The organism is Amycolatopsis sp. WQ 127309, from assembly GCF_023023025.1.
In the GTDB taxonomy this organism is placed as follows: Bacteria; Actinomycetota; Actinomycetes; order Mycobacteriales; family Pseudonocardiaceae; genus Amycolatopsis.
The window spans coordinates 4,277,374-4,289,895 of sequence record NZ_CP095481.1 but is presented as its reverse complement, the minus strand read 5'-3'; the positions used below and the strand labels follow the sequence as shown (position 1 = coordinate 4,289,895).

The following is a 12,522-nucleotide window of genomic DNA, read 5'->3' as shown; positions in this document are numbered from 1 at the left end:
TTCGGGTTGCGGTGTGCCGGGCCGACGACGCCATCACCCAGGCCGACGTGCTGCGGTGAGGGCCGGAAAGCGTTTTCCCACGGCTGACCGGGGGACCCGCACCACCCCCAGCCGGGTGCGGGTCCCCCGTTGTGCGATGGTGCGGTGCTCCGGTTTTCGTGGCGGCGAACCGGTCCTGGCACCGAAGACCTCTGCCGGCTTCGGTGTCCTATCAGGATTTTCGCAGTCTACCTTCGCGGAGCCCGCGGCGAACGTGCATTTTTCATGGTCCACACCGTGAATCCCGCATCAGCCGAAACCTACGCCGGACGACAGCAGGCCGAACGCCCGATCGGCGGCGGCGACCGCGTCCGGATGGCGCTGCTCCGCCGGAATTCCCGCCGCGACGGCGTCCATGTTCGCCGTCGACAGCAGCCGGCGGACCGCCGCGATCTGGGCCGCGGCCAGTTCGGCGTCCAGTGCGGGCACGCCTGCCTCGGTCAACGCGGCCGTCAGTGCCGCCTCCCCCGCGGAGACGAACTCCGCCAGCCGCGCCACCAGCGCCGGGGTGCCGGTGACCAGCCGGAACACCGCGACGACCTCGGGGGCGTCGCACAGGCCGGTCACCGGCTCGCGCTCGGCGAGGCCGCGCAGGAACGCCTCCCGCAGCGCCGCCAGCGGCCCCTGGCCCGGGCGGCGGGCGCGGACGACGTCCGCCGCGTCCGTCTCGTGGTCGGCGAACCGGTGCAGCACCAGGTCCTCCTTGCTCGGGAAGTAGGCGAAGAGGGTCCGTTTGGACACCTCGGCCACCCGCGCCACCTCGGCGACCCCGACGGCGTCGAACCCGCGCTCCAGGAAGAGCGTGATCGCCGCCGTCGAGATCGCCGCCCGCGTGCGGAGCTTCTTGCGCTCCCGCAGGCCCAGTTCATCGGTCACGTCACTCAGCGTAGCGCCCGGGTGTCAGACCTTCTGCAGGCCAGGCGTCCCTGCTTGCACTACGTAGCTGGCGTCGTTCTTGATGACCACCTTCGCCGGGTCGTAGACGCTGGTGTCGGACGTCGTCATGAAGTCCGCCCGCGTCTGCGACGGCGTGGCCGTGACGCGGACGTAGCCGCGCTCGCCCTTGCAGTACTTGACGTGCGGGTTGTTCGCCAGCCAGGCCGCGCTCGGCGGGGTCGCGGTGTCGCTGTTGCTCGTCACCGACGTCGTGACGAGCTCCGAGCCGATGAGCGGGTCGCTGTGGTCGAAGTAGTCCAGGCGCAGGTCGGCGGCCCAGTGCCGGTGGACGTCGCCGGTCAGCACGATCGGGTTGGCCACCTTCCGGTCGACCCAGCCCTTCGCGATCCGGTCGCGTGAGGCCTCGTAGCCCTGCCACGAGTCGGGGCTCTCGCAGGTGGCCTTGTTGCCGTCGCCGTCCCGCGTGGCGAAGAAGACCTGCTGGCCGAGGAAGTCCCACGTCGCCGGGTGCGACTCGAACTGCTTGAGCAGCCACGCCTCCTCCGTGGCCCCCAGGATGCTGCGCGAGGTGCTGCGCATGTCGGCGCAGGCCGGGCCCGCCGAGCCGGACGGGTCGGCGACCTGGGCGTTGCGGAACTGGCGGGTGTCGAGCATGTGGAACCGGGCGAGGTTGCCCCAGAGCAGCTGGCGGTACAGCTGGATCGACGAGCCGTTCGGCTTCGCGGTCGAGCGGATCGGGGTGTGCTCGTAGAACGCCTGGAACCCGGCGGCCTTGCGGGCGGCGGGCGCGGGTGAGGTGGTGCCGTTCCAGTTGTTCATCACCTCGTGGTCGTCGAAGACGACGATCCACGGCGCGGTGGCGTGCGCGGCCTGCAGGTCGGCGTCGGTCTTGTGCTGCCCGTGGCGGGCGCGGTAGATCGCGAGCGTGGTCGCGTCGTCGGCGACGGCGAGGCTGCGCGGGTTGCGTTCCGCCGCGGCGCGGCCCGACTTCTTCTCGTAGATGTAGTCGCCGAGGAACAGCACCAGGTCCGGGTCGTCGGCCACGACGCCCTTGTACGCGTGGTAGTAGCCCTCCTCCCAGTGCTGGCAGGAGGTGAAGCAGTACTTGAGCTGGTTGACGGCGGCGCCCGCGGCGGGCGCGGTGCGCGTGCGGCCGACCGGTGAGATGTAGCCGGAAGTCTTGAAGCGGTAGAAGTATTCACGCGCGGGCTGCAGCCCGACGGGTTCGATGTGGACACTGTGGGCGGACGCGCGGACCGCGCTCGCCGAGCCGCTCTGCACGATCGAGCTGAACGCCGCGTCGTTCGCGATCTCCCAGTCGACCGCGTACGTCGCGTCGGGCATGCCGCCGAAGCCGTCCGCGTTCAGCGGCGCGGGCGCGAGTCTCGTCCACAGCACCACGCTGTCGGGAAGCGGATCGCCGGAGGCGACACCGAGCTGGAACGGATCGTGGATGGCAGGGGCGGCCGCCGTGGTGCGGGCGTTCGCCCAGGACGGCAGGGCCGCCGAAGCCGCCGTGGCGGTGACCGCGGCGAGGCCACCGAGCAGCACCTTGCGCCGGTTGACCTGACTCATGTCGGGAAGTCCTTTCGGGGAGGGGGAGGACGCGGTCAGGCGGCGAAGTCGGTGATGCCGTCGCTGCAGGACTTCAGGTCCGGCTTGCCGGTGGTGTAGTTGGCGACGCAGACCTTGTAGAAGACCCAGCCGCCCTTCGCGACGGTGACGGCCTTGTCGACCTTCGTGCCCTCGCCGCCGGAGTTCCAGACGTAGAACGGGCCGGCGCCGCCCTTGAGCCAGTAGGTGACGACGGCGGAGTAACCGTCGGCATCGGTGTCGTAGACCAGGAAGTGCGAGTCGGACGAGCGGTACTGGCCCTCGCCGACGCAGGCGTCGGCGCACTGGCCGCTGCCCGTGCCGACACCGCAGTCGGGCGCGACCCGCGTGTCGGAGCCCGTGTTGACGTAGGTGTCCGAGACGTAGCCGCCGAGCGCGGGCACGTAGTCCCACAACGTGCTCGTGCCGAAGGTGCCGGTCACGGACGTGCCGGTGGTCTGGCAGTCGATGCTCACCGACGCGCCGTTCGCGACGGTCTTGACGGCCGTGGCGCTCGTGGTGGGCGCCCGGCGGACGTTCAGCGGGTCGCCCGCGGTCTTGATGGTGCCGGTCGCCGCGGCGGACGCCTCGAGCGCGCCGCCCACCGAGAGCGTGCCCACCGCCGTGAGAATGATCCCTAAGCCGGCGATACGCCGGAGGTTCGAACGCTTCATGGCGGGAGCGTGACGCACTCCGGTACACGTCCCATACAAAGCGCCGGACCTGCGCGCAGACACTCCGAATGGATCTATCGGGCCCGGTGGCCGGGAAATAGCATCCGGGCATGGGGGAACTCATCGGGCAGGTTGAGGCCACCTCGCTGACCATCCGCGTCCTCGGGCCGCTGGAGGTCACCGCCGCCGGGCGGGTGATCGCCCTCGGCGGCCCGAAGCCCCGGCTGCTGCTGGCCGCCCTGGCGCTGCAGCCGAACGTCGTCGTGTCCACCGAGGTGCTGGTGGAGGTGCTGTGGCCGGATTCGGCCCCGCGCTCGGCCGCGGCGAACATCCGGACCTACGTCCATTCGCTGCGAAGGCGGTTCGCCGAGATCGACCCCGGCCTCGGCGAGCGGATCAGCAGCCGGGCCTCCGGCTACCTGCTGACGACGTCGCCCGGCGAACTGGACCACCTCGCGTTCACCGCGGCGGCGGGCGACGCGCGGGAAGCGCTCGACCGCGGTGACGCCGAAAGCGCTCTCACGGTGCTCGACCGCGCCGAAGGCCTGTGGCGCGGCGAAGTCCTCGAAGGGCTCCCCCACGACCACAGCTGGGGCGCGACCGTCGCCCGGCTCGCCGAGCTGCGGCTTTCGGTGCAGGAACAGCGGCTGCGCGCGCGGATCGACCTGGGCCGCGGCGGCGAGGCCGTCGCCGAGCTGCGCGGCCTGGTCACCGAACACCCGCTGCGGGAAGAACTCTGGGCGCAGCTGATCGTCGCGTTGCGCGCCGCGGGCCGGACCACCGACGCGATCGACGCGTTCGACGCGGCCCGGCGGGTGCTGCGCGAGGAGCTCGGTGCCGAACCGGGCGCCCGGCTGCGGGAGCTGCGCGCGACGCTGGTGGTGTCCGAAAGCGTGCCTGCCACGCGCCCCGCCGACCTCGCCCCGATCTGCCAGCTGCCGCTCGACCTGCCGGACTTCACCGGCCGCGACGACGTCATCCGCGAAGTCGTCGCGCTGATGAAGGAGCGGGCCGAGCGCAACGCACCCGCGGTGATCGTGCTGTCGGGCGCGCCCGGCGTCGGGAAGTCCGCGGTCGCCGTCCGCGTCGCGCACGCCGTCCGCGACGACTTCCCCGACGGGCAGCTGCACGTCGACCTGGCCGGCACGTCGTCGTCGCCGCGCGCGCCGATGGGGGTGCTCGCGGAACTGCTGCACGCGCTGGGCATCCCGGACGCCGGCCTGCCGCGCGAGCCGGCCGAACGGGCCGCATTGCTGCGGTCGCGGCTGGCCGGACGGCGGATGTGCGTCGTGCTCGACGACGCCGGCAGCGCCGCGCAGGTGCGGCCGCTGCTGCCCGGCGCCGGCGCGTGCGCGGTGCTGGTGACCAGCCGGCTGCGGCTGCCCGGGCTCGCCGGGGCGAAGCCGGTGGACGTCGACCTGCTGCCCGAGGCCGACGGCGCGCGGCTGCTGGAGGGCATCGTCGGCGCCGAGCGCGTGGCCGCGGAGCCGGAGAGCGCCGCGGCGATCCTGCGCCAGTGCGGGCACCTGCCGCTGGCGATCCGGGTGGCCGGCGCGAAGCTCACCCATCGGCCCGGCTGGACGCTGCGGCTGCTGGCCGACCGGCTGCGCGACGAGCACCGGCGCCTCGACGAGCTGCGCGTCGGCGACCTCGCCGTCCGCGCGAGCGTGACGCTCTCCTACGACCTGCTGCCGCTGTCGGCGGCGACGGCGTTCCGCGGGCTCGGGCTGCTCGGGCCGGTGCAGTTCCCGGCGTGGGCGGTCGCCGCGGTACTGGGCCGCCGCGAGGCCGACGACGTGCTCGACGTGCTCGTCGACGGCCACCTCGTCGAGCTGGTCGGCTCCGACACCGCCGGGCAGCCGCGTTACCGGCTGCACGACCTGCTGCGCGTGTACGCCGTGGAGCTGGCGGAGCAGAGTGATCCCGCGAAGACGCGAGCGGGGCTGCGGCGGGTGCTGGAGGGCTACCTCGCGCTCGCGCTCGAAGCCGCGCGGCTCATGCCGATCCACTTCTTCGGCCGGTACCGCGACGACGAGCTGCCCCGGCCGCAGCTGCCCGCCGACGTGCTGCCGCCCGAGACCGCGGCGTGGTTCGCGGCCGAGCGGCCCACCAGCGTCGCGGCGGTCTCGCTGGCCGCCGGACACGGGTTCGACGACCTGGCCTGGCAGCTCGCGTCCGCGTTGACGCCGTACTTCGACCTGCGCGGCCACCAGGACGACTGGCACAGCACGCACACCATCGCGCTCGCCTCGGCCCGGCGCACCGGCTCGCTGCGCGCCGAGGCGATCGTGCAGCGCAACGTCGGTCAGTACCTGCTCTACCAGGACGAATACGCCCGGTCGCGGGTGGCGTTCGAGGAGTCGAAGGCGCTGTTCGAGCGGGTCGGCGATGCCCAGGGCGTCGGCATCGCGCTGACCGGGCTGGCCACCATCCTGCGCATCGAGGGCGAAGGCGACCGCGCGCTCGACCACTGTCACGAGGCCCTGAAGGTGTTCGCCGAGGCGGACGACCGGCACGGCGAGGCCGTCGCCCGGATCAGCGCGGGCGCGGTCTGGATGGCACGCGGCTGCTACGCGGCGGCGAAGCGCTGGTTCACCGACGCGCTGGAGCTGTCGGCCGCGATCGGCGACCGGCACCGCGAGGCCCACGCGTTCAAGCGGCTCGGCCTGCTCCACCAGCACCAGGGCAACCTGGCCGCGGCCCGCGAGCACGTCGACCGGGCGATCGCGATCTTCACCGACCTCGGCGACGACCACTGCGTCGGCTACGCGAACCAGAACCTCGGCGAGCTGTGCCTGCACAGCGGCGATTTCGCGCACGCCCAGCTGCTGCTGGTGAACTCGCTGTCGGTGCACCGCCGCAACGGCGACCGGCGCTCGGAGGCGGAGGTGTCGCAGCTGCTCGGCGAGCTGCACCAGGCCCTGGCGCAGCCGGACCGGTCCCGGGAGTACTCGGAGCGCGCGCTGGCGCTGTGGCACGAGCTGTCGACGCGGCCGCAGGACCCGGCGCCGCCCGCCGAACCCCCGCACACCGTCTCCGCCTGACCGCTCGCCGTGAGGGGCACCTTCAGGGCTTTCCGCGCCGGCCGATTCGCCTGCGAGTGACTTTGTACGGATCATGTATGGGCCCCCGCCAGGCTTTGCCACGTTCGAGTGAACGAGGGCGAAGGGAGACCGGGGATGATCCGGATCAGGAAGACCGGCCGCGTGACCGCGGCGGTACTGGCCGCGGGAGCGGTGACGGCGCTGGCCGGAGCCCCCGCCCAGGCGGCGACCGCGGCGGCGAACGGCTGGACCGCCGATCTGTCCACTGTGGACGGCGACGACGTCAACGTCACCGGCGCGGGCGGAACGCTCACGCTGGCCGACCCGGCCTGGCACAGAACCGCGCGCGTCTTCGCGGGCAGCGAAGGCAGCCTGCTCCTGCCGGAGCACGCGCTGAGCGGCCCGGCCGACCGCGTCAGCGCGGCGGTCGGCGCCGACGTCCCGGCCGGCACGAGCGTCGAGGTCGACGTCCGCGGCCGCACCGGCGTGAACGACTGGACGGAGTGGACGCCCGCGGGCGCGGCGCTGGGGGCGAGCGTCGGTTCCGTGCAGGTGCGGATCAGCCTGCACAGCACCACCGACGGCGTCCGCCCGGCCGTCCGGAGCGTCGCGCTCAGCGCGGACTCCGTCCCGCGGGTCGACGCGCTGGCCGCGACGACGCCGTTGACCTACAGGGTCTACGGCACCCGCGAGGGTCTCGTCGGCGGCACCACGGCCAACGGGCACAAGATCGTCAGCCACGACCACTTCGTCTCGTTCCCGTCGACAAAGTCCGTTTCTCCCAAGGGAACCGGCAACTACACCGCGCGCGTCTGCCGCACCGACGGCAGCAAGTGCGAGTACGCGCCGGTGTGGGAGGTCGGCCCGTGGAACATCCACGACGACTACTGGAACCCGGCGTCGGTCCGCGCGGAGTTCAAGGACCTGCCGCAGGGCAAGCCCGAAGCGCAGGCCGCCTACCTCGACGGCTACAACGGCAAGAAGGACGACTCGGGCCGCACGGTCCTGAACCCGGCGGGCATCGACCTCGCCGACGGCGTGTTCTGGGACGGCCTCGGCATGTCCGACAACGGCTACGTGAACGTGACGTACCTGTGGACCGGCTCCGGCCCGACGGGTGTGGTCGGCACCGCGGGCGACCCGCTGAACGTCCGGGCGAGCGCCAGCACGTCGGCGGCGGTCAAGGGCCTCGCGGCGAACTACGCCAAGGTGACGATCGAGTGCTACACCACGGGCGACACGGTCACCGGCAAGTTCGGCACGAGCAACATCTGGGACCGCATCGGCGCCGGCCACTACGTGTCGGACACGTACCTGCAGACCGGCTCCGACAGCCCGGTCGCCCCGCACTGCTGAGCGGCCCGCGGCTCGAGTGAGCCTCGATCGTCGCGTGGTTGACTGCCCTCACCCCCGCGACAACAGCGAAGGCCCGGCATCCCCCGCCGGGCCTTCGCCCATTTCGCGCAGTGCGTATTCCGCTCTCCGGGACATCAATTCACAACCGTGAACGACTATCCGCCGGGTGTACAAGCACATGTCCGTTGTGTAAAACTTCCGGCACCTGGAGCATTTCCCCACACGGAATGGCGGGCACCTTGTGAGCGTTACCCGGAGAACCCTGCTGACCACCGCGGCCGGTGCCGCGGTGGCGGTGAGCGCCAGCACCTCCACCACCGCGTCGGCGAGTCCCCCTGCCGCCGTCGACCAGGCAACCGTCACCCGGACGCTCCGCCAAGCGGCCGACTACGCGGTGGCCAAGCTCCGCGCCGTGGCCCCCGGGGTCACCGCGTTTCCGACCGGCACGAAGTTCGAGAAATGGGCTTATTCGCAAAATGGCGACTGGGTCGGCGGATTCTGGCCCGGTCAGTTGTGGCTGGCGTACCTGCACAGCGGCGACGAACAATTCAAGACGCTCGCGCTGGCGTCCGCGGACAAACTCGCGCCGCGGCAGTTCGACACCGGAACGCACGATCTCGGCTTCCTCTTCTACCCGTCCTGGGTCACCGCGTGGCGGCTCACCGGCGACGAGAAGTGGCGGGCCGGCGCGGTGCAGGCCGCGGCGTCGCTGATCAAGCGCTTCAACCCGGCCGGGAAGTTCATCCGCGCCTGGGGCGCGCTGACCGACCCGAAGGACGCGGGCCGCGTCATCATGGACACGATGATGAACCTCGACCTGCTGGCTTTCGCGAGCAAGCAGACCGGGGATCCGCAGTACCTCGACGTCGCGATCGCGCACGCGAAGACCGCGCAGCGCAACTTCGTCCGCCCGGACGGCTCGACGCCGCACGTGTTCGACTTCGACCCCGTCACCGGGGCGCCGATCGGGCAGAACACCGTGCAGGGCTACAGCCCGACGTCGTGCTGGTCACGCGGGCAGGCGTGGGGGATCTACGGGTTCACCACGATCTACCGGCGCACCGGCGACAAGGAGTTCCTGACGACGGCCCGGCGCCTGGCGGACTACGCGCTGTCGCGGCTCACGCCCGACAACGTGCCGGTGTGGGACTACCTCGCCCCGCAGGCGCCGAACGACATCAAGGACGCCTCCGCCGGCGTGGTCATGGCGTGCGGGCTGCTCGACCTGGCCGAGCAGACGCACCGCCCGCAGTACCGGGACAGCGCGCTGCGGATCCTCGACGCGACGTCGAAGACGTGCCTGACGACGAAGTCGACGCGGGCCGAGGCGACGGTCGCGCGCTGCACCCGCAACCGCCCGGCCGAGGACGGCATCGAGATCTCGCTGCCGTACGCCGACTACTACCTGCTCGAAGGCATCCTGCGGGTGCTCGACCGCGCCGAGGTGGACCGCGCCGTCGACCTGTCGAGCCTGTAGGACCCCGACCGGGGAGGCCGCCACCTCCCCGAGGCCGTCAGTGCTGGTGGTGGGCGTGCACCTTCGCGTGCCCGAGCCCGCGGCCGATCATCCACTTGTTCACCGGCACCGTCACCACGAAAGCGATCGCCAGCGAGAGCACCAGCGACAGCCAGAACAGCCAACTGGCCAGGCCCGCGTCCATCGCTCCCGGGATCGCCACGACCACCGTGTTGTCGATGACCTCCATGACCGCGATCGACACCGTGTCCGCGGCCAGCGCGACCTTGAACGCCGCCGCCAGGTCCAGGCCCGACTTGAGCACGCCGCGCATCGTCAGGCCGTAGCCGAAGACGAAGGCCAGCACGATCGACAGGACCACCGTCGCCGCGTTGTGCAGGCCGAACGCCGTGCCCAGCACCATGCCGAGCACCTCACCGATGGCGCAGCCGGTCAGGCAGTGCAGAGTCGCCTGAACCGCCGTCGCCCACGAAGCCCCGTGCTGTTCGCTCATGCCCGCGACTATACCCCCACGGGGTATCGACGTGCTTGTCTCGCCGGCCACACCGATGGCGAGCACGCACAGCGACGTCCGGCTCGCCACCCTGCTACCCAGAGTGCCATCCAGTGTCGCTCACCGTAGCGAACACCGCCGACCAGGCGTTCTCCCGCCGGAAAGCCGCCAGGTAGAACTCACTTTCGTAACCCTTTGCGCACATCCCGTTGACCACAGTTACCCGGGGCCCTACGTTCGCCGTGGGTCTCCACCGCGCGCAGACCGTCCGTGAGCAGTGAGGAATGGGTGGGGATGCGAGGGCCGACGAGGACGTCCCGGCTGATCGCGACGCTGCTGTTGAGCGTGGCGTTCGCGCTCGGCGGCTGCTCGGAACAGCTCGGCAGCACGCCGCCACCGGCACCGACGCGGATCGTGTTCGTGCCCAAGATCGCCAAGATCCCGTACTTCGAGGCGATGAACAGCGGCGGCGTGGAGGCCGCGAAGCAGCTGGGTGCCGAGTGGACGATGACCGCCCCGGCGTCGGTCGACCCGGCCGCGCAGGTGACGATCCTGCGCACGCTGATCGCGCGGAAGGTCGACGTCATCGTCGTCGCGCCGAACGACCCCGCCGCGCTCGCGCCGGTGATCGCCGAAGCCCGGGCGAAGGGCATCCACGTGCTCACCTCGGACACCGACGCGCCGGGCACGCAGCGCGAGGTGTTCGTCAACCAGTCCAGCGCCGAGGGCATCGGCATGGCGGTCACCGACGCGCTGATGGCGAAGACCGGCGGCGCCGGCAAGTACGCGATCGTCTCGTGCGGCCCGGCCGCGGCGAACCTCAACAGCTGGATCTCGGTCCAGAAGGAGTACACGGCCGCGCACTACCCCAAGGCCCAGATCGTCGAGACCGTCTACGCCGGGGAGGACGAGGACGCCGCGACGGCGCTGGCCAAGCAGCTGATGACCCGCTACCCCGACCTGACCGGCCTGGTCGGCGAGTGCACTACGTCCGCGCCGGGCGTCGCGAAAGCCGTGAAGGAACAGCAGAAGATCGGCCAGGTGTTCACCGTCGGCGTCGGCACGCCACAGTCGATCAAGCCGTACCTGCTCGACGGCTCGTGCTCGCAGTCGGTGCTGTGGAACGTCGAGTCGCTGGGCTGGCTGACCGCGTGGACGGCGAAGCAGGTCGCCGACGGCAAGCCGCTGAGCCCGGTCAACAAGGTGAGCCTGGAGTTGCCGGCGGTGAAGTACGACGCCCCGTCGAAGACCGTTCTGCTGGGCGATCCGCTGCTCATCACCGCCGACAACGTCGACCAGTTCAAGTACTGATCTCTACCGGACGTCGATGGTGACCGTCGCCGTGCTGGTGACCGCCGGGAGCCGGGTCGTGTCGACCGCGAGGTACTCGCCGTCGTCCTGACGGCCGTCCGGCAGCGTCTTCGCGTGCAGCGCGTACGGCGGCGCCGCGTTCGTCACGCCGTCGATGCCGAAGTCGTTGTCGTTGCCGATGACCAGCGTCCGGCCGCCGTCGGTGGTGGCGACGCCCTCGACCTTGTCGTGCCCGAAGAAGCCGCCGGCCGGGTCGAGGCCGGTCACCAGCGCGCCGAGGTCCAGCGAGAGCTTCTTGCTCACCGGCGTGATCCCGGCCGCGGCGAGGTCCCTGATCGCGTCGGCGGTGGTGTCCTTGCCGACGTAGGCGTCGATGCTCTTGCCGCCGACCAGCACGCCACCCTTGACGGCGTCGTAGCCCGCCGCCCGCGGTCCGACGTCGGTGGCGCCGGTGAGGTCGATCTCGAAGAGCTTCTTGTACGCGCCCGGTTCGAGCTTGCCGTCCCGTTCGTCCACCAGGAAGCGGGTCGCCGACAACGCCGTGATCTCGCTGACCGCGGTGCCCGTCGTGTCCGGGTCGTCGAGCAGGTAGAGGTACTCGTGCGTGGCGCGGGTGCGCAGGTCGACGGTGACGATCCGCAGCGTGGTGACGTTGCCCGGCTTCTTCGTCAGGTCCGGCTGCTGCAGCGCGGACTGCATGACGCCGACGAGCGTCCGGCCGTCGGGGGTCAGCGCGAGGCCTTCCATGCCCTTGTTCGGCACCCGGTACTTCAGCTCGGCCGGCAGCGAGCCGTCGAACGGCGAGAGCCGCTCGAGCGCCCGGCCGTCGCGGCCGAAGTGCGTGATGAACGGGCCGTACTCGTCGGACACCCAGAACGTGCCGTCCTTCTGCGCGACGAGGCCTTCGGAGTCGTAGCCGTTCGCCGACTTCGGCAGGACGTTCCCGTTCAGGTCGACGATCTTCTCGCCGGTGTCGGCCTGGGGACTGACCTGGCCGTTGTACGGTGTGCCGTTCGCGGCGCGCAGCGGGATCGTCTTCTCCAGCACGGCTTTCCCGTCGCGGAGCCGGAACTTCCCGATGGCCGGGGTGAACGCGGGCAGCGGCTCGATCTTGCCGCTGTCGGGCGCGTCGACGTTCGGGCCGCGGTCGGTGAGGCCGTAGAACTCGTCGCGCTCCCCCGGGACGGGGGTCAGCGCGGAGCCGTACGCACCGCCCTTGAGCTGGACGCCGCCGATCGTGGCGAGCGGCTTCACCGCGGTCGGGTAGAGCTTCACCGCGTCGGAAACGGTGTAGGTGAAGGAATCACGGCCGTGGAAGCCGGGCGCCGGGGTGTAGTGGAACGCGCCGTCGGCGCCGATCGTGACGCTGCCGTGCGCGGCCGCGGTGTGCCGGACGACGGCGGTGGCGCCGCGGTCGTTGCCGAGCACGTCGTCGTGCAGGGCCTGCCCCGCGCGGACGCGGTAGTGGTCGTCCTTCGCCCGCGGCCCGTGCTCGTGCGCCGAGGCCGGCCCCGCGGCGGCCAGCGGCAGCGCCAGAACCGTGGCCACCAGGGCGATTCGTACCCGCTTCATCGGTTTCTCCTCCTCCGGCGCGTGACTGCGCCGGAGGAGGAGTCTGAGTGGCCGAAGTGGACAACG

Annotated in this window: 9 protein-coding genes; 4 read left to right on the top strand and 5 right to left on the bottom strand. The window is 71.5% G+C overall.

What is annotated here, in order from left to right; genetic code table 11:
- Positions 1-288: 288 nt before the first annotated feature.
- From MUY22_RS20215 to MUY22_RS20205, 3 genes are read right to left on the bottom strand one after another with little or no spacing between them, the layout of a single operon-like run.
- Positions 289-915, bottom strand: coding sequence for a TetR family transcriptional regulator (locus MUY22_RS20215; protein ID WP_247061635.1), 627 nt, complete (start codon positions 913-915; stop codon positions 289-291).
- A gap of 24 nt (positions 916-939) precedes the next feature.
- Positions 940-2,511: an alkaline phosphatase gene (locus tag MUY22_RS20210; protein ID WP_247061634.1), complete on the bottom strand. Its 1,572-nt coding sequence runs from the start codon at positions 2,509-2,511 to the stop codon at positions 940-942.
- Positions 2,512-2,546: 35 nt separating this feature from the next.
- Positions 2,547-3,149, bottom strand: coding sequence for a hypothetical protein (locus tag MUY22_RS20205; protein WP_247061633.1), 603 nt, complete (start codon positions 3,147-3,149; stop codon positions 2,547-2,549).
- A 164-nt stretch (positions 3,150-3,313) separates the two neighbouring features.
- Between MUY22_RS20205 and MUY22_RS20200 the strand changes: the two genes are divergently transcribed.
- The 3 genes from MUY22_RS20200 (at position 3,314) to MUY22_RS20190 (ending at position 9,080) form a co-directional block, all read left to right on the top strand.
- A complete protein-coding gene (locus MUY22_RS20200) occupies positions 3,314-6,247 on the top strand; it encodes a BTAD domain-containing putative transcriptional regulator (RefSeq protein ID WP_247061632.1) in 2,934 nt (977 codons plus the stop codon).
- Positions 6,248-6,382: 135 nt separating this feature from the next.
- Complete coding sequence (locus MUY22_RS20195) at positions 6,383-7,603, top strand: hypothetical protein (RefSeq protein WP_247061630.1); 1,221 nt, start codon at positions 6,383-6,385, stop codon at positions 7,601-7,603.
- Between the two features lie 241 nt (positions 7,604-7,844).
- Complete coding sequence (locus tag MUY22_RS20190; protein WP_247061628.1) at positions 7,845-9,080, top strand: glycoside hydrolase family 88 protein; 1,236 nt, start codon at positions 7,845-7,847, stop codon at positions 9,078-9,080.
- A 37-nt stretch (positions 9,081-9,117) separates the two neighbouring features.
- Here the strand turns inward: MUY22_RS20190 and MUY22_RS20185 are convergent, their stop codons facing one another.
- On the bottom strand, positions 9,118-9,573 hold the full coding sequence (locus MUY22_RS20185; protein ID WP_247061626.1) for a DUF4396 domain-containing protein: 456 nt from the start codon (positions 9,571-9,573) through the stop codon (positions 9,118-9,120).
- A gap of 294 nt (positions 9,574-9,867) precedes the next feature.
- Here MUY22_RS20185 and MUY22_RS20180 point away from each other — a divergent pair, with 294 nt between their 5' ends.
- On the top strand, positions 9,868-10,884 hold the full coding sequence (locus MUY22_RS20180; RefSeq protein ID WP_247061625.1) for an autoinducer 2 ABC transporter substrate-binding protein: 1,017 nt from the start codon (positions 9,868-9,870) through the stop codon (positions 10,882-10,884).
- Positions 10,885-10,887: 3 nt separating this feature from the next.
- Here the strand turns inward: MUY22_RS20180 and MUY22_RS20175 are convergent, their stop codons facing one another.
- On the bottom strand, positions 10,888-12,456 hold the full coding sequence (locus MUY22_RS20175) for an esterase-like activity of phytase family protein (protein WP_247061624.1): 1,569 nt from the start codon (positions 12,454-12,456) through the stop codon (positions 10,888-10,890).
- Between the last annotated feature and the right edge of the window lie 66 nt (positions 12,457-12,522).